Below are 19,358 nucleotides of genomic sequence, written 5' to 3' on the forward strand. Positions count from 1 at the left end.
GACCATCATGCATCGTGGCCGGTCGACCTGGTCAGACGCGATCAGCAGTTGTTCCCGCGGCCGCTCGACCAGCTCGCCGCCTGGCACCCAGCCCGCTGACCGCCCCGGCGAGCCACCAGAGGGCGATGCCGGCGGAGAGGGAGGCGACGACGGCGACGGCGGGGCGGACGTCGACGAGGCGGGGGTAGACCTGCCAGTGGGTGAGGTAGATGTAGAGCGAGCCGCCCGCCAGCGCGCCCACCACCCGGTGCAGCGGCGCCGGGCACGGCACCGTCGCCGCCCACAGCAGCAGCGCCACCCCGCCGAGGATCACCAGGTCACGCGCGGAGTTGCCGAAGAACCCGGGCACCGTCGCCGCCAGCACGACCGTCAGCCCGGCCCGCTGCCACCACCGCGACGCCCGCGCGGCTGCCCACCCGAACGCGAACAGCCAGAACACCGGCATGGTGTGCGGAACCCCGAGGTCGACCACCTCGTACCGCCCGAGCAGCCCGAACCCCAGCAGCACGACGGCGAACGCGAACGGGAACCGCCGCTCCAGCCGGTCGACGAACGGGACGGCGAGCAGCGCGGCCAGCACGACGAGGATGTAGACGAGCACCTCGACGAACCAGAAGTGCCAGTCCGACGTCCACGACGGCGGTCCGAACAGCCCGTTGAGCAGCAGCACGTTCAGCGGCCCGTACTGATCGGTGAGCAGGACGACGCCGCCGATCCAGGCCACGCTGGGAACGACGATCCGCGCGACGCTGACCGCCTGCTGACGTAGCCGCGTCACCCGGTCGACGGCGGTCAGCCGGAACCGCGCGAAGCCGAACCCGGCCGCCGCCACCAGCACGTGCGCCCCGCCGAGCAGCGTGAACAGCCCGGCGTGCGTACCGACGACACAGACGATCGCCAGCGCCCGCAGCGCCACGCCGGTCTCGATCCGGCGGACCCGCCGCCGCCCGCGAACGGCGACGGCGGGCGCGGCGGCCAGCTCGCGGATCGGCGTCACGTGCCAGTTCGCGGGGACGGCGCCCAGCTCGTCCTCCAGCCGGATCGACACCTCCACGTAGGAGAGGGAGTCGCCGCCGAGGCCGGTGAACGTGCTGTCGAGGGTCGCGTCGGGGCGGCCGAGCAGGTCGGCGTAGAGCGAGCGCAGCCGCTCCGGCAGCGGCCCGGCAGCGTCCCGTGGCCCGGGCGGCGCCGCCACGGTGGCCCTGACCAGCGCCCCCAGCGCCGGGTAGTCGACCTTCCCGCTGGCCAGCCGCGGGGTCTCGGCGACGGTGACGGCGGCGGCCGTGACGGCGCGTGCGGGCAGCCCGAACCGTCCGGCGATCTCGTCCCGGACGGCCGCCGGCGCCACGCCGTCGGCCGCTACCAGCAGGTCGCCGTCCGCACCGGTGCACCGGACGGCGACGCCGGGCCGGGTCAGCGCCGCCTCGACGTGGTCGAGGTCGACCCGCAGCCCGGCGATCTTCACGAACCGGCTGCGCCGCCCGACGATCTCGTACAGCCCGCCGGTGCGCCGGGCGAGGTCGCCGGTGTGCAGCGCGGTCACCGTCCGCCCGAGGGCGAGGTCGGCCGGCGACGTCGCGTACCCGAGCATGACGTTCGGGCCGTGGTAGACCAGTTCGCCGACGTCCGGCGACGTCGCCTCGGGCACGGGCGCGAGGGAGAACGAGCCGCCCGGGATCGGCACCCCGACGGCCTCCGGGTGCGCGGCGGCCAGCTCCGGCGGCAGGTACGCCATCCGCGCGGTCGCCTCGGTCTGCCCGTACATGACGACGAGGTCCCACCCACCCCGCCGCCCCAGTTCGGCGTACCGGCGCACCTGCGCCGGGTCGAGCCGCCCGCCGGCCTGGGTGACGTAGCGCAGCCGCGGCAGCCGCATGCCGGCGAACCCGACCCGGTCGAGCAGGTCGAACGTGAGCGGCACCCCGGCCAAGGTCGTCGCGCCCTCGGCCCGGAACAGGTCCCAGAAGCAGGCGTCGGCGACGGACCGGTCGGTGAGCACGACCGCCGCCCCACGCAGAAGGTGCGTGTTCACGACGGACAGCCCGTACACGTAGTGCATCGGCAGCGTCGTGACCGCCCGGTCGGTGTCGCGGATGCCCAGGAACGCCACGATCGAGTCCGCGTTGGCCTGCACGTTCTCGTGCGACAGCCGGGCCAGCTTGGGCGAGCCGGTCGACCCGGACGTCGGCATCAGCAGCGCCAGCTCCGGGTGCGGCTGGTGCGCGGAGCCGTCCCGCCGCACGTCCAGGCGGCCGCCGGGCAGCAGCACGGCGTCGGGGTCGTAGGCGGCCGCGACGGCGCCGGCCTGCGCGGGCGGCACCAGCAGCGCGACGTGACCGGCGGCCAGCGCGGCGAGGTACGTGACCAGCGCCGCGGCGTCGTTCCCGGCACTGACCAGCACCAGCTTCCGGCCGGGGCCGAGCCGGTCCGCCGTCGCACCGACGCGCTGGGCCAGCTCGCGGTAGGTCCAGCGCTCGGCACCGGCGACGACGGCGAGGCGGTCGCCGTGGCGGGCGAGGTCGCGCGCGAACGGGACGGCGACGCGCGGCGACGCCACGGGCCCCCGATGCAGCGGCGAGACCACGGTCATGCCCGCTCCCCCAGCGACATCCGATAAGGCGAGGCTTACCTTAGGGGGAGCGGGCGGACATTTCAATACCGGTGCGGCTGAGCAGCGATCACCGAGCGGCCGTGACCGGATTCGCCATCAGGAGGCGGCGCAGCGGGGGCAGGTGCCGAAGATCTCCAGCGTGTGCGACACCTCGGAGTAGCCGTGCTGATCGGCGATGGACTTGGCCCAGCGCTCGACCGTGGGGCCGGCGATCTCGACCGTGGCGCCGCAGGACCGGCAGACCAGGTGGTGGTGGTGCTCTTCGCGGACGCAGCGCCGGTAGACCGCCTCACCGGCGTCGGAGCGGAGGACGTCGACCCGGCCGTCGTCGGCGAGGGTCTGCAGGGTGCGGTAGACGGTGGCCAGCCCGACGCCGGCGCCACGGGTCCGCAGCAGGGCATGCAGTTCCTGGGCGCTGATGAAGTCCTCGGTCTGGTCGAGCACCTCGTCGACCGCGGCGCGCTGCCGTGTCCGGCGGTGTTCCTTGGCCGGCTGTTCGCGTACCGTCACCTGAGTCGCTCCCTGTCGATTCTCATTACCAATGAGAGTCTAGCTCCGATCGCCCAGCTGAGACGAGCCGCGCGCACACGGGCGGACGAGGCGGTGGCCCACGGCGCCCTTTGTGGGACGCGCTCCCGCGCCGCGAGCCACCGCACCCCCGTGGGCGCAGCCCTCGGCGACCGCACCCCACTCCCCCAACGCGCGAGCCCCGCCGGGACGTTCCAGAGCCGCCGTTTTGACAATGGTTGTCAGTCTTGATGAGAATGTGTCCCATGAAGAACCGTCGTGCGGCCATCGCCGCGCTGAGCACCGCCGCCCTCGCCGGGCTCGTCCTCACGGGCTGTGGCGACGACGACAACACCGCGAGCGGCGGCGACGGCCTCACCGTCGCCGCGTCGTTCTACCCGCTGGCGTTCGTGACCGAACGTGTCGCGGGCGACCACGCCACCGTCGACAACCTCACGCAGGCCGGCGGCGAGCCGCACGACCTCGAGCTGACCGCCCGCCAGGTCGGCGAGATCTCCGACGCCGACCTGGTCGTCTACCTGGCCGGGTTCCAGCCGTCCGTCGACGAGGCGGTCGAGCAGAACGCCGAGGACCGCGCCGTCGACGTCGCGGGCCTGGTCGAGTTGCTCGACGAGCCGGAGCACGGCGACGAGGAGGATCACGAGGGCCACGACCACGGCGACCTCGCCGGCGATCCGCACGTCTGGCTCGACCCCACCAACCTGGAGACCATCGCGTCGGCCGTCGCCGACCGGCTGGCCGAGGCCGACCCGGACAACGCCGACGCCTACCGCGCCAACGCCGACGCCCTCAACGCCGACCTCCAGGAGTTGGACCAGGAGTTCGAGACCGGCCTGGCGCAGTGCACGCAGCGGGTGTTCGTCGTCGCGCATGAGGCGTTCGGCTACCTCGCCCACCGGTACGACCTCGAGCAGGTCGGCATCTCCGGCATCGACCCGGACGCGGAGCCGTCGCCGGAGCGGCTGGCCGAGGTGCACGACGTCGTGCGGGAAGAGGGCGTGACGACGATCTTCTACGAGCGCCTCGTCAGCCCGGACGTCGCCGAGACGCTGGCCGGCGACCTCGGCGTCCAGGCCGCGGTGCTGGACCCGATCGAGGGCCTCACCGACGACACCGCCGACCAGGACTACTTCAGCCTGATGCGCGCCGACCTCGAAGCACTGCGCACCGCCAACGGATGCTAGGGGTGTGAGTACGGTGAGCCCCATGAGATCAGCCGTCGTCGACGTCCGCGGGCTGCGGGTCGACCTCGATGACCGGCCGGTGCTGCACGGCGTCGACCTCCAGGTCGTCGAGGGCGAGGTCGTCACCCTGCTGGGCGCGAACGGCTCGGGCAAGTCGACGCTGGTCCGGACGGTGGTCGGGCTGGTGCCGTCCGTCGCCGGCGAGGTGCGGCTGTTCGGCACGCCGCTGCGGTCGTTCCACGACTGGTGGCGGGTCGGCTACGTGCCGCAGCGCACGACGGCGGCGGGCGGGGTCCCGGCGACGGTGCGCGAGGTCGTCGCGGCGGGACGGCTGGCCCGGCGCAAGCTGTTCCGCCCGGCCCGCAAGGCCGACCGCGCCGCCGTCGACCACGCGATCGAGCTGGTCGGGCTGTCCGACCAGGCGAACCGCAGCGTCGCCAACCTCTCCGGCGGGCAGCAGCAGCGGGTGCTGATCGCCCGCGCCGCCGCCTCCGAGCCCGACCTGATGGTCCTCGACGAGCCCAACGCCGGCGTCGACAAGCGCAGCCAGGAGGCGTTCGCCCGCGCGCTGCGCACGTTCGTCGCGTCCGGCCGGACGGTGCTGCTGGTGCTGCACGAGATGGGCCCGCTGGCGCCACTGGTCGACCGCGGCGTCGTCCTCGACGGCGGCCACGTCGTCCACGACGGCCCGCTGCCGACGCCGTCGATGACGCTGACCGGTCCCCCTGACCACCACGACGACCACCGCGAGGACTACGGGGCGGGCCTGTTCGGATGAGCTTCCTCGACTACGACTTCATGCAGCGGGCGCTGATCGCGGCCGTCCTCACCGGCTTGGCCGCGCCCGCCGTCGGCACCTACCTGGTGCAGCGGCGGCTGGCGCTACTGGGCGACGGGCTCGGGCACGTCGCGCTGACGGGCGTCGCCATCGGCCTGCTCACGGGGTGGGCGCCGGTGTGGACGTCGGTGGCGGTGGCCATCCTGGGCGCGCTCGCCATCGACTACGTGCGGGCCAAGGGCCGGGCCTCGGCCGACGTCGCGCTGGCCATGCTGTTCTACGGCGGCATCGCCGGTGGCGTGCTGATCACCGGGCTGGCCGGCAGCACGGCGGCGACGCTGAACACGTACCTGTTCGGCTCGATCACGACAGTGTCGCAGGACGACCTGTGGGTGGTCGCCGTCCTGGCGGCCGTCGTCATCGCGCTCGCGGTGGGACTGGCGCCGCAGCTGTTCGCCGTCTGCCAGGACGAGGAGTTCGCCCGGGTCAGCGGCCTGCCGGTGCGCCTGTACAGCATGCTGATCGCCGTCATGGCCGCCGTCACCGTCACCGTGGCCATGCGGACGGTGGGGCTGCTGCTGGTCAGCGCGCTGATGGTGGTGCCGGTGGCGACGGCGCAGCAGCTCACCCGCAGCTTCCGGACGACGTTCGCGCTGGCCATGGTGCTCGGCGTGGTGCCGTCCCTGGGCGGCGTCGTGTTCTCCTACTACGTCGACGTCGCGCCGGGGGCGAGCATCGTCGTCGGGTCCCTGATCGGGTTCGTGCTGGCCTGGCCGGCCGGTTCGCTGCTGCGCCGGCGACGGGCGCGGCGCTCCGTCAACGGCGAGGACCCGCGGGTCACCGGGGCGCACGTCCCCACCGAGCGGCACCCGCACCAGCACGACCCCGAGTGCGGCCATCCCACCGTCGAGCACGGCGACCACACCGACTACCTGCACGACGGCCACCTGCACGCCGCGCACGACCGCCACTACGACGAGCACTAGGGATCCTTGGTCGTCTCATACATCGCTCGTCATGGCGGCGGTGTGGCGCGCATCCGCGACCTTGTCGGTGCCATGCCTCACAATGGGGCGAATGGACGGGGGAATCGAGGACCTGCTGCGCGAGCAGGCGCCGCAGGTGCTGGGTGCGCTGGTGCGCCGCTACGGCCACTTCGACGCCGCCGAGGACGCCGTCCAGGACGCGCTGCTGGCCGCCGCCGTCCAGTGGCCCGACGACGGCGTGCCCGACAACCCGCGGGCGTGGCTCATCACCGTCGCGTCGCGGCGGCTGACCGACCAGCTGCGCAGCGAGTCGGCCCGGCGGCGGCGCGAGGAGAACGCGGCCGCGCTCACCCCGTCCGACGGGCAGTTCACCGCCCCGCCGGCCGACGAGCAGCCACCCGACACCGACGACACGCTGACGCTGCTGTTCATGTGCTGCCACCCGGCGCTGTCCGCGCCGTCGCAGGTGTCGCTCACGCTGCGCGCCGTCGGCGGCCTCACGACCACGCAGATCGCACGCGCGTTCATGGTGCCCGAGACGACCATGGGGCAGCGCATCAGCCGGGCCAAGCAGAGCATCAAGACCACCGGCGCCCGGTTCGACCTGCCGCCCGAGGAAGACCGCGCCGAGCGGCTGCGCGCCGTCCTGCACGTGCTCTACCTGATCTTCAACGAGGGCTACACCGCCACGTCCGGCGCCGACCTGCAGCACGTCGAGCTGGCCGCCGAGGCGATCCGGCTGACGCGCCAGGTGCACCGGCTGCTCCCGCGCGACGGCGAGGTCACCGGGCTGCTGGCGCTCATGCTGCTCACCGACGCGCGGCGGACGGCCCGCACCCGGCCCGACGGCAGCCTGGTGCCGCTGGCCGAGCAGGACCGCGGCAGCTGGGACAAGGCCGCCATCGACGAGGGCGTCGGGCTGGTCACCGACGCGCTGCGGCACGGCGACCTCGGCCCATACCAGGTGCAGGCGGCCATCGCGGCGGTGCACGACGAAGCACCGGCGGCCGACGACACCGACTGGCCGCAGATCGTCGCGCTCTACGAGGTGCTGGCGCGGATCTCCCCCAACCCGATGGTGACGCTCAACCACGCCGTCGCGGTCGCGATGGTCGACGGGCCGGAGGCCGGGCTGGCGCTGCTGGAGACGCTGGCCGGCGACAGCCGGCTGGCCGAGCACCACCGGCTCGAGGCCGTCCGCGCGCACCTCCTCGAGATGGCCGGCGACACCGCCGCGGCGCTGGCCGCCTACCGGCTGGCCGCCCAGCGCACCACCAGCCTGCCCGAACAGCGCTACCTGGAAGACAAGGCAGCGCGGCTCACCGCGCCGGAATGATCAGGTGGAAAAACCAAAATGAGGTTACCGATTTCGGCCAGTGGTTTCCCGCACATAATGTGGTCAGCAGGAATGCTGCGGTCGCCGGCGAGAATGTGCCCGCTGAACGGCGGACATGCCTGTTAATTTCAGGTCGTTGCACGAGAACAAGTGAATCGTCGGTGTTCAGAGGAGTTGTCATGAACGCGTCGGAGGGGCCCGCGGAGCGGCACCCGATCGGGTACTGGCTCAAGCTGGTCGATCGCCTGATCGATCAGGGCTTCGACGCCGTCCTGGGCAGCGCCGCCGTCACGCCGCGGCACTGGCAGATCCTCAACCTGCTCGAGCACGGCCCGGCCACCTACGCCCAGATCGACGACGAGGCGGCGCTGTACCTCGCGCCGCACATGCCCACCGTCCGTCCCGTGGCCGACGACCTCTGCAACCGCGGCTGGGCCACCCCCGTCGGCCCCGACCGCGTCATGCTCACCGAGACCGGCGCGAAGGCGCTCACCGACATCCAGTCCCGGGTCGGGGCCGACCGTCAGCGGATCACCGAAGGCATCACCGACGAGGAGTACCGCGCGGCCGTCGAGGTGCTGGCGCGCATGGCGACCAACCTGGGCTGGCGCGAAGAGCGCGACATGGGCCCGGTCTGACGACGGCTCAGACGGCGGGCGCGGCGGGGTCGGCGCCCCCGTAGCGGCGGTCGCGCCGGGCGTACTGCTCGATCGCCGCCCACAGCCGGCGGCGGTCGAAGTCGGGCCACAGCGTGTCCATGAACACCATCTCGGCGTACGCCGACTGCCAGAGCATGAAGTTCGACGTGCGCTGCTCCCCCGACGGCCGGACGAACAGGTCGACGTCGGGGAGGTCGGGGTTGTAGAGGTAGCGGCCGAGGGTCCGCTCGTTCACCTTGTCGGGCCGCAGCCGCCCGGCGGCGACGTCGGCGGCCATCGCCGCGGCGGCGTCGCCCAGCTCGGCCCGGCCGCCGTAGTTGACGCAGAACTGCAGCGTGATGACGTCGTTGTCGCGGGTGCGCCCTTCGGCGTCCTGCAACTCGCTGATGACGCTCTTCCACAGCCGCGGCCGCCGGCCGGCCCAGCGGATGCGCACGCCGAGCGCGTCGAGCTCGTCCCGGCGGCGCCGGATGACGGTGCGGTTGAAGCCCATGAGGAAGCGCACCTCCTCGGGCGAGCGGCGCCAGTTCTCGGTGGAGAACGCGTACACGGACAGGCAGCGCACGCCGACCTCGATGGCCCCGTGGATGACGTCGAGCAGGACCGCCTCGCCGGCCTCGTGGCCCTTGGTGCGCGGCAGCCCGCGGGCGTTGGCCCAGCGGCCGTTGCCGTCCATGACGAGGGCGACGTGGGCGGGCACCAGGTCCGGCGGGACGGGCGGCGGGACGGCTCCGGACGGGTGCGGCGTGGGCGGGGTGTAGGTGCGCTTCACCGCTCCACCAGGCCGAGCGAGCGCAGCCCGCGTTCCAGGTGCCACTGCAGAAACGCCGCGGTGATGCCGCTGGCCTCGCGCCGGGCCCGCGGCTGGCTGGAGTCGGCGACCGGCCAGTCGCCGCTGAGCAGCGCCGCCAGCAGCGCGATGGTGTCGCCGGCCGGCGCGACGGTGCCGGCCGGGCGGCACGACCCGCACACCATGCCGCCGGCCTGGACGGAGAACAGCCGGTGCGGCCCGCTGGCGTCGCAGCGGGCGCAGTCCTCGAAGCTGGGCGCGAACCCGGCGATGGACAGCCCACGCAGCAGGAACGCGTCGAGCACCAGGCCGGGCTCGTGGGTGGCGCCGGCCAGCGTGCGCAGCGCGCCGACCAGCAGCAGGTACAGCTGGACGGCCGGCTCGCGCTCCTCGGCCGTGAGCCGTTCCGCGGTCTCGAGCATGGCGGTGCCCGCGGTGTAGCGGCCGTAGTCGTCGGTGATGCTCATGCCGTACGGGGCGATGGTCTCGGCCTGCGTGACGATGTCGAGCGTGCGGCCGGTGGCGAACTGGCAGTCGACGTGCATGAACGGCTCGAGCCGCGCGCCGAACCGGCTGGTGGTGCGCCGGACGCCCTTGCCGACGGTGCGGATGCGGCCGTTGCCTCTGGTGAGCAGCGTGACGATGCGGTCGGCCTCGCCCAGCTTCTGGGTGCGCAGCACGACCCCTTCGTCACGGTAGAGCGGCATGCGACCTCCTGACCTGCGCTCACGTCGCCTCCACCTTAGTCCGTTCCGTCCCTGTTCCATCGGAGGCCGGCCGCCGCGTCCGGGCTGTGCGGACGGCAGCTGATCAGGTGACACAACGGCCGGGATACGGCGGCCGTTGTCATCTGATCCTTTCGCGTCCGCATGCTGGAGACGATCAGGTGATGTACGGCGTGTGCCTGGCGACGTTGTGTCACCTGATCACCCCCGCCGGAACGATCAGGTGAGCAGCAGTTCGTGCCCCAGCGACACGACGGCGACCACGATGATGAGGCCGCGCAGCACCCAGTCGGGCAGCGTCTTGGCGAGCCGGCCGCCGCTGTAGCCGCCGATGGTGGCGCCGACGGCCATGACGGCGACGGCGAGCCACTCGACGTCGGCGTGGCCGAGGAAGTAGGCGATGGTGAAGCCGGCCGCGGCGGTGACGTTGACCGTCAGCGTCAGCAGGTTCTTGATCCCGTTGGTGCTGTTCAGCGGCCGCCCGCTGAACGCGCTCAGCGCGCCGAGCAGCAGGATGCCCTGCGCGGCCGCGAAGTAGCCGCCGTAGATGGAGCAGCCGAGGATCGAGACGCGCAGGCCCTTGCTGCCGAACGGGTTGTCGCCGGACCGCGACGCCGCTCGGGCCCGGGCCATGGCCGCGAGCTTGGGCTGCACGATCACCAGCAGCAGGGCGAACCCGATGAGGATCGGCACGATGACGTCGAGGGCGCCGGAGCTGGTGGTGAGGAGCAGGACGGAGCCGATGGCGCCGCCGGCGACGGAGATGTAGCGCAGCGCACGGATGTGCTGACGGTCCTCGCGCAGCTCCTTGCGGTAGGCGAGGGTGCCGCCGAGGGCGGACGTCACCATGGCGATGGTGTTGGTGGTGACGGCCGCGGCGGGGTCGAGGCCGAGGGCGAGCAGGACGGGCAGGGTGACGAGGGAACCGGAGCCGACGGCGCCGTTGATCGATCCGGCCGCCAGGGCGGCGAGCAGCAGCAGGCAGAGTTCTATTGCGGACATGACTCTCTCTCAGCCGGCGCTCCGGCTACTGACCGGTGAACTCCAGCAGGTCCCGGGAGTGGTCGATGTGGTTCAGCATGAGGTTGCCGGCGAGGTCGGTGTCGTGGGCCGCGACGGCGTCGAGGATGGCCCGGTGCTCGGCCCACGAGGACGGCGCCCGGTTGGCGATGATGGTGGCGAGGTACCAGCCGGCCCGCCGCTCGAGGTCGGCGAGCAGCGCCAGCGAGACGCGGTTGGCGCCGATCTCGGTGATGGCCCGGTGGAACGCGCGGTTCAGCTCGAGCAGCCGCCGCGGATCTTCGCCTCGCTGCGACGCCGCGTGCCCCTCGGCGTAGATGTCCTCCAGCCGCCGCACACCGTCGTCGTCGACGTTCTGGGCGGCCAGCCGGCAGCTGTCGGACTCGAGGAGGGCCCGGACGTGGAACACCTCGCGCGCCTCGCGGGCGGTCGGCTCGTGCACGAACGCGCCGCGCCCGGCCCGCAGGTCGACGAACCCGGCGACGGACAGCGACTGCAGTGCCTCACGCACCGGTTGCCGGCTGACGCCCAGCAGCTCGGCGATGGACTCCTCGGCCAGGTGCTCGCCGGGCGCCAGCTTGCCGAAGACGATCAGCTCCTCGACGGCCTGGCGCACCTGCTCGCGCAGGCTGGCCCGGCGCATGAGCGGGACGTCGCCGCGGGACAGCTGCCCGGCGATGCCGGCCGGGGCGTCGAGGGAGTCGGAGGCGGTCACGGCTCAGAGCCCGGCGACGAGCTTGCCGAGGTCGGTGCGGGCGGTCCCGGGCAGCCACTGCGCCTCGAGGCGGACGCCCTGCTCGGACAGCTCGCGCCAGATGGCGATCTCGTCGTCGGTGGCGTGCACCTCTTTGGTCAGCCGCTGGCGGCCCGGCCCGGTGTGCACGTTGCCGACGTTGACATCGGTCATCTTCAGGCCGGCGTCGCGCAACGCCTTCAGCTCAACGGGCCCCTTGACGACGATGATCGTCTTCACGTCGGACGTCGACTGCTCGACGATGCGCGCGGAGTCGGCGATCGTCAGGATGTCGGCGCGTACCCCGGCCGGCACCGCGAGGAGCATCAGGTTCTTCTGCGTCGGGTTGCCCGCCGTCGGGTCGTCGGCCACCAGGATCTGCTGGATGCCCAGCGCCTGCGTCCATCCCATGACGACCTGGCCGTGGATCAGCCGGTCGTCGACGCGGATCAGAGCGATGTCCATATCGTTCCTCCTAGTGCCTTTCCCATTGTCCATGCAAGATCGTGTGTGAGAGCACCGCGTCGTCGTCGACGACGATCAGGTCGGCCCGCAGGCCCGCGGCCACGGCGCCGCGGTCGGCGAGCCCCAGCGAACGGGCCGGGTGCCGCCCGGCCGCGTCGAGCGCCAGCGGCAGCGGCACGCCGGCCGCGAGCAGCACCCGGACGCCGTCGATCAGCGTCGACGTGCTGCCGGCGATGCCGCCGGAGTGCGTGAAGGCGCGGCCGCCGGTGATCCGCACCGGCGTGCCGTCCCAGCGATGGTGGTCGCCGTCGGGCAGGCCGGACACGTCGGTGCCGTCGCTGACCAGCATCAGCCGGTCGCGCACGCCGGGCAGCGCGGCGAGCGCGCCGAGCAGCTCCGGCGCGACGTGCAGGCCGTCGGCGACGACCTCCAGGTGGACGGACTCGGCGGCGAGCAGCGCCGGCACCGGGCCGGGGCTGCGGTGGTGGATCGGCGGCATGGCGTTGAACAGGTGGGTGGCCCGCCGGGCACCCCACTCGACGGCCGCGCGGGCCTGCTCGAACGTGGCGGCGGTGTGGCCGACGGAGACCCGCACGCCGGCGGCCGCGAGGGTGCGGACGGCGGACTCGGCGTGCGGCAGCTCCGGCGCGACGGTGCAGACGCGCAGCGCCCCGCCCGCGGCGTCGAGCAGCGCGGCGATCCGGTCCGGCGCCGGCTCGACCAGGTTCTCCTCCTGGTGCACGCCGCGGTAGTCAGGGCTGAGGAACGGACCCTCCAGGTGGACGCCGAGCAGCTCGGCCCCGTCCGGCCCGGTCAGCCCGGTCAGCGCGGCCAGCCCGCGCACCGAGTGCAGCACGCGGTCGAACGGCACCGACGCGGTGGTGGCGACGAACGACGTGACGCCGGCCGGGCGCAGCCGCCGCCCGATCGCCCGCAGCGAGGCCGCGTCGGCGCTCATCACGTTGTGCCCGAGCCCGCCGTGCACGTGGGTGTCGACGAGGCCCGGCGCGACGATCAGCCCGTCGAGGCCGATCCGCTCGACGCCGGGCGCGGCGCCGTCCGGTCCGACCGCGGCGATCAGCCCGGCCCGGACGTGGACGGCGCCCGCCTCCAGCCGGCCGTCGGGCAGCAGCACCCGCCCGCCGGTCAGCACGTACTCGTCGGTCCCGGGCACGGCTCAGGCCGCCAGGATGCCGAAGTAGCCGAACACCAGGCCGGCGACCAGCGTGCCGAGCAGCACCCAGACCGGCGAGACCCGGCGCCGGATCAGCGCGTAGACGATGAGCGTCGCGATCAGCGGCAGCAGCGCGGGCAGCACGAGGTCGAGCTGGTCCTGCAGCGCGATGGTCTGCTCGCCGCTGGTGTACGACCACGGCGTGGTGACCTTGAGCATCGTCGCCACCAGCGCGCCGGTGACCGCGAGACCGACGATCGTCGCGCCCTGCTTGATCTGGTCGATCTGCGCGGGCGACAGCTTCTCGAAGAACTGCATGCCGGTGCGGTAGCCGGTGGCGGTGCCGCCGACCCGCATGAGCACCTGGATGGCCAGCAGCGCCACGAAGAAGATGATCGGACCGGCGATGTTGCCGTCGATGGCCAGACCGGCGCAGACCGCGGCCAGGATCGGCCGGATGGTGCCGAAGATCAGCGAGTCGCCGATGCCGGCCAGCGGCGCCATGAGCCCGACCTTGACGGAGTTGATCGCCTCGTCGTTCAGGTCGGTGCTGCCCTTGGCGCGCTGCCGCTCCATGGAGGCGGTGACGCCGGCGATCGGGCCGATCACCCACGGGTTGGTGTTGAAGTACACCAGGTGCCGCTGGTAGGCGGCGGCGCGGTCGACGGGGTCGGGGTAGAGGCGGTCCAGCGTCGGGCGCATCATCCACCAGAACCCGAGGTTCTGGAACCGCTCGTAGTTGAAGCCGCCCTGCAACAGCAGGCCGCGCACCGTCAGACGGCGGATCTCCCCGCGCTGGTCGTCGGGCTGTTCCAGTACGTCGGGCGTGTCGGTGGTGGTGGAGGTCTCGGTCATGTCTCTTCTCCGCTCAGATCAGCGCCGACGACTGCGGGCTGGACGGTGACTGCGGCGTCTGTGGCGTGCGGCTGCGCAGGATCGTGACGACCAGCGCGGTCGCGATGATGGCGACGCCGATCACCGTGAAGTCGGTGAACGCGGCGAGGGCGAACCCGGCGAAGAAGACCGGGAACAGCGCCTTGTTGTAGAGCACCGACAGCAGGATCCCGAAGCCGACCGCGGGCAGTAGCGCCGCGGACGTGTTCAGCGCGTTCTGGACGTCCTCGCTGAGCGCGTTGAGCACGCCCTCCAGCGCGTTGGCGCCGAACTGCAGGACCAGGAAGGTCGGCACGAAGTAGGCGAGGAAGTGGATCGCGTTGCCGATCCAGATGATGCCCAGGATCGTGCTTCCTCGCGCTTGGGCCGCCGCCGCGTCGGCGCGGTGCACCAGGAACGAGCAGACGGTCTTGGCGAACAGCTCGCAGAAGGTGCCGAGCACGGCCGCCGGGACCGCCGCCACGAGCGCCGTCTCAGCGCCCTGACCGGCGGAGATGGCCAGCGCCGTGCCGACGGCCGCGCCGATGGCGACGTTGGGCGGCGCGGTGCCGCCGAACGTCGCGGCGCCGATGAAGATCAGCTCCAGGGTGCCGCCGACGATCAGCCCGGTCTCGAGGTCGCCGGCGATGAGGCCGACGATCGGGCCGAGGATGATCGGCCGCTCCAGCTGCGGGTCGCCGAGGATGCGGCGCGCCAGGTAGGCCAGGGCGACCACCAGCGCGATGAGGAACGCCTGCCAGAGTGTCACGACACTCCTCCTTCCGGCCGGACGAGGGTGCCGGCGTCGCGGATACCGTCCTGACCGGCGGTGACGGCCCGCGCGGCCAGCTCCGGCGCCGACGCGGTGCCCGCGGCCAGCGCCAGGTCGATGAGCATGGGCAGGTTGACGCCGGTGACGACGTCGGCCCGGCCGGCCGCCGCTTCGGCGAGCGCGACCCGGGCCGGCGAGCCGCCGAGGACGTCGGCCAGGATCAGCACCCGGCCGGGCTCGCCCGCGGGGTTCGCCTGCTCGATGACCGCGGCCACCCGTGCGGTGAGGTCCTCCACGCCGGCGCCCACCGGGAAGTCGACGGGGTGCACGTGCTCAGTCGAGCCGACGATCATCTGCGCCGTCTCGACCAACGACGTAGCGAACGAACCGTGGCCCGTCACGACGATTGTTGTCATCCATACTGCATACAGTATGGAGCGAGGCCGTCGCAACCCGAGGAGAACGAGGGCCGGCGCGACCGGCCGCCGGGCCGAATCCGCCGGAATCGATTGTGCGACCACCGCTCACCAGGCAAGATGGCAGCCGTGACTGCCACGCGTTGGCGGGGGCTGGTAACGCTCGTCGTAGTCGCGTTCACCACCATCCTCGTCGTCGGCCCAGCGGTGGCCGAGCCGCCTTTCAACGTCCCGGGACCGATCACGGACCGGGCCGGAGCGCTGGCGGGCGACGACGAGCAGCGCATCCAGGCGGCGTTCGACCGCCTCACCGACGACGCCGGCCTGCAGATGTTCGTCGTCTACGTCGAGAGCTTCGACGGCCTGGACGGCCAGACGTGGGCGAACGACACCGCCACGGCGTCCGGGCTGGGCACCGACGACATCCTGCTCGCGGTCGCACTCCAGGACCGCTCGTTCGGCATCTCCGTCACCGACGAGCTGGAGCTCACCGACGACCAGCTGGCGCAGGTGCGGCAGGACGACATCCGCCCGGCGCTCAGTGACGAGGACTGGGCCGGTGCGGCCATCGCCGGCGCCGACGGGTACCGCGAGGCCGCCACCGGCTCCGGTTCCGGCGGCTCGGCCACACCGTGGGTGGTCGGCGGCGTCGTGGTGGTCGGCGCGGGCGCCGCGGGCTGGTGGGCGCTGCGCCGCCGCCGGCGCGACCAGGGCGGCGCGCCGGTCGGCCCGGACGGGCGGCCGGTGGACGAGCTGGCCGGGCTGTCGCTGGACGAGCTGGACAAGCGCGCCAGCGCGGCGCTGGTCGACATCGACGACGCGCTGAAGACGTCGGAGCAGGAGCTGGGGTTCGCCCAGGCGCAGTTCGGCGTCCAGGCCACCACCGAGTTCAGCGAGCTGCTGACCACGGCGAAGACGCGGGTCGCCGACGCGTTCGCGGTGCGGCAGCGGCTGGACGACAGCGAGCCGGAGACCGACCAGCAGCGGCGCGCCATGACCGTCGGCATCATCGAGACCTGCCGCGAGGTGAGTGACGCGCTCGACGCCCAGGTCGAGGCGTTCGACCAGCTCCGTGACCTGCAGGCGCGGGCGCCCGAGGTGCTGGCCGAGACCGCGCAGCGCGCCGCCGAGGTCGAGCAGCGGCTGCCCGCGGCCCGGGCCCAGCTCGAGCAGCTCGCGCTCGGCTACCAGCCGGCCGCGCTGGCGTCGGTGAGCGGCAACCCGGACCAGGCGGCCCGGCTGCTGACGGCGGCGCACGAGGCGGTCGCGGCGGGCCAGGAGTCGCTGCGGACGGACGACCGCGCGGCCGCCGTCGCCCAGGCCCGGGCCGCCGAGGACGCCGTCGGGCAGGCCGTCAAGCTGCTCGACGCGGTGGCGAGCGCCAAGGACGAGCTGGAGACCGCCGGCGAGCGCATCGGCAAGGCGATCGAGTCGGTGTCGCTGGACATCGCCGACGCCACACGGCTGGCGCCGTCCGACCCGGCGATCACCGCGGCCAGCGCGACCGCCCAGCAAGCCGTCGTCGCCGGACGCGCCGCCGGGCAGGGCGACCCGCTGGCCGCGCTGCGGCAACTGGCCGAGGCCGAGACCGCGCTGGACGACCTGCTCGATCCGGTGCGTGCGGTGGCCGAGGAGGCCGACCGCGCCCGCACCGCCCTGGCCGAGACCGTGGGCCGGGTGACGTCGCAGGTCAAGGCCGTCAACGACTTCATCGAGACGCGGCGGGGCGCGGTCGGCACCGAGGCCCGGACCCGGCTGTCCGAGGCGACGCGCTACCTCGCGCAGGGCCAGTCGCTCGCGACGTCGGATCCGGCGGCCGCGCTCGACGCCGTCAACCGGGCCGACCAGTTGTCGCGGCAGGCGCAGCAGCTGGCCGAGCAGGACGTCGGCCAATGGCAGCGGCAGCAGAACGCCGGGCGCGGCGGCGGCACCGACCTCACGTCGATGATCCTCGGCGGCATCCTGATCAACTCGATGGGCCGCGGCGGCGGGATGTTCGGCGGCGGCTCCGGTGGCGGCTTCGGCGGCGGCGGGCGCGGCTCCGGGGGTGGCCGGTCGCCGGGCAGCTTCGGCGGGGGCGGCACTCGCGGTCGCCGGGGAGGCGGTGGGCGGTTCTGACCCTGCGCTCTGCCTTTCATCCGATCGCGGCTCCACGGGGGGCCAGGAACGAAGGACGGCATCATGGCTGAGAAGCAATCCATTCTCGGGCGCATCTCCCAGCTGGCCAAGGCCAACATCAACTCGCTGCTGGACCGCGCCGAGGATCCCGAGGTCATGCTCGACCAGATGGTCCGCGACTACACGGACAACATCGCCGAGGCCGAGCGGGCCGTCGCGCAGACCATCGGCAACCTGCGGCTGGCCGAGCAGGACCACGCCGAGGACGTCCGCGCCTCCGCCGAGTGGGGCAACAAGGCGCTGGCCGCGTCGCAGCGCGCCGACCAGCTGCGCGCCGGCGGCGACACCGCGGACGCCGACAAGTTCGACAACCTCGCCAAGGTCGCCCTCGGCAAGCAGCTGGGGTTCGAGACGGAGGCCAAGACGGCCGAGCCGATGATCGCGTCGCAGCGCGAGGTGGCCGAGAAGCTCAAGTCCGGCCTGATCGGCATGAAGGACAAGCTCAGCGAGCTGAAGAACAAGCGCGACGAACTGGTCGCGCGGGCCAAGAGCGCGCAGGCGCAGGCCCAGGTGCAGGACGCGGTGCGCTCCATCGACATCTTCGACCCCACCAGCGAGGTCTCCCGGTTCGAAGAGAAGGTGCGACGGCAGGAGGCGCAGGTCGCCGGCGCCGCCGAGGTCGCCGCGTCGTCCATCGACCAGCAGTTCGAGGAGCTCGAGGACAGCGCGACGTCGGTGGAGGTCGAGGCCCGGCTGGCCGACCTGAAGCGCGGAGCGGCGCCGGCCATCGGCAGCTGACCAGGCCGCGGGCCGGAGGACGGTCGCTTCGGAGTGCCCGGCGCACTCCGAAGTGCGGCCTCGCCGCCGTTGTCCCGCAGTAGGCCGTTGTCCGCACGTGGGCCGTCCCCTGCTGCCCATCTTCTCAGCCGCGGCACCGCGCCTCAAGCGGAGCCCAGTGGCGCTTCGCGCGGGCGAAGCACCGCTTGACCCGCGGCACCGCGGCCTGAGGACGGGCAGCTATCAGGGGGACGGGGGAAGTGCGGGCACCGCCCGCCCGGGTGGGGCGGTCCTGGTCTGGTGTGACGTCCTGGTCTGTGGTTGCGCTTTATGGCGGGTTCGGGGCTGGTGGCGTGACTGGGGACCAGGACGCGACGGCAGACCAAGACGCCAACGCTCACCAACCTGGGTGTGAGGCGCGCATTCGGGCTCGAAACGGGTGTTCGGCGCGCGTGAGACCCAGGAAGCCGACAAGCCGGCCACCACCACACGAGCGTCAGTGACCCGCGACCACCTGCTCGACCGCGGCGGCGGCGACCGCGGCGAGCGAGGGCGGTGCACCGGCGCGGACCCGCACGCGCAGCGCCGCCGGCTCGATCGGCGGCAGGCCGGACAGCGGCGCCAGTCCCTCCGGCCGCCCCCCCCCCCCCGCCAGCACCGCCACCCCGAGGCCGGCCCGGGCGGCCGCCAGGATGCCCGCGAGGTACGCCGCCTCGCAGGCGATCACCGGCTCCCGTCCAGCCGCGCCGAGCGCCTCGACCGCCCGCCGCCGCAGGGCGCAGGGCTCGTCGAACACCACCAGCGGCAGCGGTTCGCCGGGCGGCGGCAGCCGGAACCCCGGCGCGGCGAACCAGCGCAGCGGCAGCCGGCCGGCGAACGCCCCACCAGCCGCCGACGCCCCACCGGCCGCGAACGCCGCACCGGCCGCGGACGCCGCACCCGCCGAACGGTCCGAGCTGAGCACGACCGCCACGTCGACGCTGCCGTTGTCGACAGCCTGGGCCAGCCGGCCGCTGCGGTCCAGCCGGAACCGGACCTGCCGCCGCGGGAACGCCGCCCGCAGCGCCGTCGCGATCTCCGGCAGCAGCTGGTCGGCGGCGTGTTCCGACGAGCCGACCACCAGCACCCCGTCGGACGATTCCACCCCGAGCCGGCGCAGCGCCTCGTCGTGCGCGGTGAGGATGCGCCGGGCCTCGGCCAGCAGCGCCTCCCCCGCTGCCGTGAACCGGCCGCGTCGCCCGTCGCGGACGACGAGCGGCCGGTCCAGCACCTTCTCCAGCTTGCGCACGTGCTGGCTGACCGCGCTCTGGGTGATGTGCAGCGCGGCCGCGGCACGGTGGAAGCCGCCGCACTCGGCGACCGCGACGAGGCTGCGCAGCGGCACGATGTCGAGGACCGCGCTCATGGACCGAT

The 19,358-nt window shown here is 73.3% G+C and carries 19 protein-coding genes; 7 read left to right on the top strand and 12 right to left on the bottom strand.

From position 1 onward, the window contains the following. Window positions 1-31 precede the first annotated feature (31 nt). Together ACW62_RS19540 and ACW62_RS19545 are read right to left on the bottom strand one after the other, a co-directional pair. A complete protein-coding gene (locus ACW62_RS19540) occupies window positions 32-2,590 on the bottom strand; it encodes an AMP-binding protein (protein WP_053205770.1) in 2,559 nt (852 codons plus the stop codon). 117 nt (window positions 2,591-2,707) lie between these two features. After that, on the bottom strand, window positions 2,708-3,121 hold the full coding sequence (locus tag ACW62_RS19545; protein WP_053205771.1) for a Fur family transcriptional regulator: 414 nt from the start codon (window positions 3,119-3,121) through the stop codon (window positions 2,708-2,710). 263 nt (window positions 3,122-3,384) lie between these two features. Between ACW62_RS19545 and ACW62_RS19550 the strand changes: the two genes are divergently transcribed. The 5 genes from ACW62_RS19550 to ACW62_RS19570 all read left to right on the top strand — a co-directional run bounded on the left by ACW62_RS19550 (window position 3,385) and on the right by ACW62_RS19570 (window position 8,061). Then, window positions 3,385-4,323, top strand: coding sequence for a metal ABC transporter substrate-binding protein (locus ACW62_RS19550; protein WP_053205772.1), 939 nt, complete (start codon window positions 3,385-3,387; stop codon window positions 4,321-4,323). 22 nt (window positions 4,324-4,345) lie between these two features. Further along, a complete protein-coding gene (locus tag ACW62_RS19555) occupies window positions 4,346-5,101 on the top strand; it encodes a metal ABC transporter ATP-binding protein (protein ID WP_053205773.1) in 756 nt (251 codons plus the stop codon). Beyond that, window positions 5,098-6,087: a metal ABC transporter permease gene (locus tag ACW62_RS19560; RefSeq protein ID WP_053205774.1), complete on the top strand. Its 990-nt coding sequence runs from the start codon at window positions 5,098-5,100 to the stop codon at window positions 6,085-6,087. Before ACW62_RS19555 ends, ACW62_RS19560 begins: the two co-directional genes overlap by 4 nt. A gap of 91 nt (window positions 6,088-6,178) precedes the next feature. After that, a complete protein-coding gene (locus ACW62_RS19565; protein ID WP_053205775.1) occupies window positions 6,179-7,423 on the top strand; it encodes an RNA polymerase sigma factor in 1,245 nt (414 codons plus the stop codon). Window positions 7,424-7,602: 179 nt separating this feature from the next. Further along, a complete protein-coding gene (locus ACW62_RS19570; RefSeq protein ID WP_053205776.1) occupies window positions 7,603-8,061 on the top strand; it encodes a MarR family winged helix-turn-helix transcriptional regulator in 459 nt (152 codons plus the stop codon). Between the two features lie 7 nt (window positions 8,062-8,068). On the opposite strand, the gene ACW62_RS19575 is transcribed toward ACW62_RS19570, so the two are convergent. The 9 genes from ACW62_RS19575 to ACW62_RS19615 all read right to left on the bottom strand — a co-directional run bounded on the left by ACW62_RS19575 (window position 8,069) and on the right by ACW62_RS19615 (window position 15,050). Further along, window positions 8,069-8,854 carry an isoprenyl transferase gene (locus ACW62_RS19575; protein WP_053205777.1) on the bottom strand — a complete coding sequence of 262 codons (786 nt, stop codon included), beginning with the start codon at window positions 8,852-8,854 and terminating at the stop codon, window positions 8,069-8,071. After that, window positions 8,851-9,579: a DNA repair protein RecO gene (gene recO / locus ACW62_RS19580; RefSeq protein WP_053205778.1), complete on the bottom strand. Its 729-nt coding sequence runs from the start codon at window positions 9,577-9,579 to the stop codon at window positions 8,851-8,853. Before recO ends, ACW62_RS19575 begins: the two co-directional genes overlap by 4 nt. A 237-nt stretch (window positions 9,580-9,816) precedes the next feature. Continuing rightward, on the bottom strand, window positions 9,817-10,599 hold the full coding sequence (locus tag ACW62_RS19585; RefSeq protein WP_053205779.1) for a sulfite exporter TauE/SafE family protein: 783 nt from the start codon (window positions 10,597-10,599) through the stop codon (window positions 9,817-9,819). Window positions 10,600-10,624: 25 nt separating this feature from the next. Next, window positions 10,625-11,332: a GntR family transcriptional regulator gene (locus ACW62_RS19590; RefSeq protein ID WP_053205780.1), complete on the bottom strand. Its 708-nt coding sequence runs from the start codon at window positions 11,330-11,332 to the stop codon at window positions 10,625-10,627. A 3-nt stretch (window positions 11,333-11,335) separates the two neighbouring features. Next, window positions 11,336-11,815 (bottom strand): PTS sugar transporter subunit IIB, encoded by a 480-nt coding sequence (locus tag ACW62_RS19595; RefSeq protein WP_053205781.1) that lies wholly within the window; start codon window positions 11,813-11,815, stop codon window positions 11,336-11,338. A 10-nt stretch (window positions 11,816-11,825) separates the two neighbouring features. Continuing rightward, a complete protein-coding gene (gene nagA, locus ACW62_RS19600) occupies window positions 11,826-12,989 on the bottom strand; it encodes an N-acetylglucosamine-6-phosphate deacetylase (protein ID WP_053205782.1) in 1,164 nt (387 codons plus the stop codon). 3 nt (window positions 12,990-12,992) lie between these two features. Next, window positions 12,993-13,844: a PTS system mannose/fructose/sorbose family transporter subunit IID gene (locus ACW62_RS19605; RefSeq protein ID WP_053205783.1), complete on the bottom strand. Its 852-nt coding sequence runs from the start codon at window positions 13,842-13,844 to the stop codon at window positions 12,993-12,995. 13 nt (window positions 13,845-13,857) lie between these two features. Continuing rightward, window positions 13,858-14,631 (bottom strand): PTS sugar transporter subunit IIC, encoded by a 774-nt coding sequence (locus tag ACW62_RS19610; RefSeq protein ID WP_053205784.1) that lies wholly within the window; start codon window positions 14,629-14,631, stop codon window positions 13,858-13,860. Next, a complete protein-coding gene (locus tag ACW62_RS19615; protein WP_083459944.1) occupies window positions 14,628-15,050 on the bottom strand; it encodes a PTS sugar transporter subunit IIA in 423 nt (140 codons plus the stop codon). Before ACW62_RS19615 ends, ACW62_RS19610 begins: the two co-directional genes overlap by 4 nt. 120 nt (window positions 15,051-15,170) lie before the next feature. Between ACW62_RS19615 and ACW62_RS19620 the strand changes: the two genes are divergently transcribed. Continuing rightward, window positions 15,171-17,168: a TPM domain-containing protein gene (locus ACW62_RS19620; protein ID WP_083459945.1), complete on the top strand. Its 1,998-nt coding sequence runs from the start codon at window positions 15,171-15,173 to the stop codon at window positions 17,166-17,168. A gap of 63 nt (window positions 17,169-17,231) precedes the next feature. Next, on the top strand, window positions 17,232-17,966 hold the full coding sequence (locus ACW62_RS19625; RefSeq protein WP_053205787.1) for a PspA/IM30 family protein: 735 nt from the start codon (window positions 17,232-17,234) through the stop codon (window positions 17,964-17,966). A gap of 475 nt (window positions 17,967-18,441) precedes the next feature. Here the strand turns inward: ACW62_RS19625 and ACW62_RS19630 are convergent, their stop codons facing one another. Beyond that, the gene (locus ACW62_RS19630; RefSeq protein ID WP_053205788.1) at window positions 18,442-19,350 is read right to left on the bottom strand and encodes a LysR family transcriptional regulator; all 909 of its coding nucleotides are present in this window, start codon (window positions 19,348-19,350) and stop codon (window positions 18,442-18,444) included. Between the last annotated feature and the right edge of the window lie 8 nt (window positions 19,351-19,358).

It is taken from the genome of Jiangella muralis (genome assembly GCF_001270745.1).
In the GTDB taxonomy this organism is placed as follows: domain Bacteria; phylum Actinomycetota; class Actinomycetes; order Jiangellales; family Jiangellaceae; genus Jiangella; species Jiangella muralis.

Coding starts and splice junctions, on each gene's coding strand:
- ACW62_RS19620 (WP_083459945.1), top strand. CDS start 15,171: ATGGCAGCCGTGACTGCCACGCGTTGGCGGGGGCTGGTAACGCTCGTC.
- ACW62_RS19615 (WP_083459944.1), bottom strand. CDS start 15,050: ATGACAACAATCGTCGTGACGGGCCACGGTTCGTTCGCTACGTCGTTG.
- ACW62_RS19605 (WP_053205783.1), bottom strand. CDS start 13,844: ATGACCGAGACCTCCACCACCACCGACACGCCCGACGTACTGGAACAG.
- ACW62_RS19625 (WP_053205787.1), top strand. CDS start 17,232: ATGGCTGAGAAGCAATCCATTCTCGGGCGCATCTCCCAGCTGGCCAAG.
- ACW62_RS19540 (WP_053205770.1), bottom strand. CDS start 2,590: ATGACCGTGGTCTCGCCGCTGCATCGGGGGCCCGTGGCGTCGCCGCGC.
- ACW62_RS19565 (WP_053205775.1), top strand. CDS start 6,179: ATGGACGGGGGAATCGAGGACCTGCTGCGCGAGCAGGCGCCGCAGGTG.
- recO (WP_053205778.1), bottom strand. CDS start 9,579: ATGCCGCTCTACCGTGACGAAGGGGTCGTGCTGCGCACCCAGAAGCTG.
- ACW62_RS19550 (WP_053205772.1), top strand. CDS start 3,385: ATGAAGAACCGTCGTGCGGCCATCGCCGCGCTGAGCACCGCCGCCCTC.
- ACW62_RS19555 (WP_053205773.1), top strand. CDS start 4,346: ATGAGATCAGCCGTCGTCGACGTCCGCGGGCTGCGGGTCGACCTCGAT.
- ACW62_RS19595 (WP_053205781.1), bottom strand. CDS start 11,815: ATGGACATCGCTCTGATCCGCGTCGACGACCGGCTGATCCACGGCCAG.
- ACW62_RS19560 (WP_053205774.1), top strand. CDS start 5,098: ATGAGCTTCCTCGACTACGACTTCATGCAGCGGGCGCTGATCGCGGCC.
- ACW62_RS19570 (WP_053205776.1), top strand. CDS start 7,603: ATGAACGCGTCGGAGGGGCCCGCGGAGCGGCACCCGATCGGGTACTGG.
- ACW62_RS19630 (WP_053205788.1), bottom strand. CDS start 19,350: ATGAGCGCGGTCCTCGACATCGTGCCGCTGCGCAGCCTCGTCGCGGTC.
- ACW62_RS19585 (WP_053205779.1), bottom strand. CDS start 10,599: ATGTCCGCAATAGAACTCTGCCTGCTGCTGCTCGCCGCCCTGGCGGCC.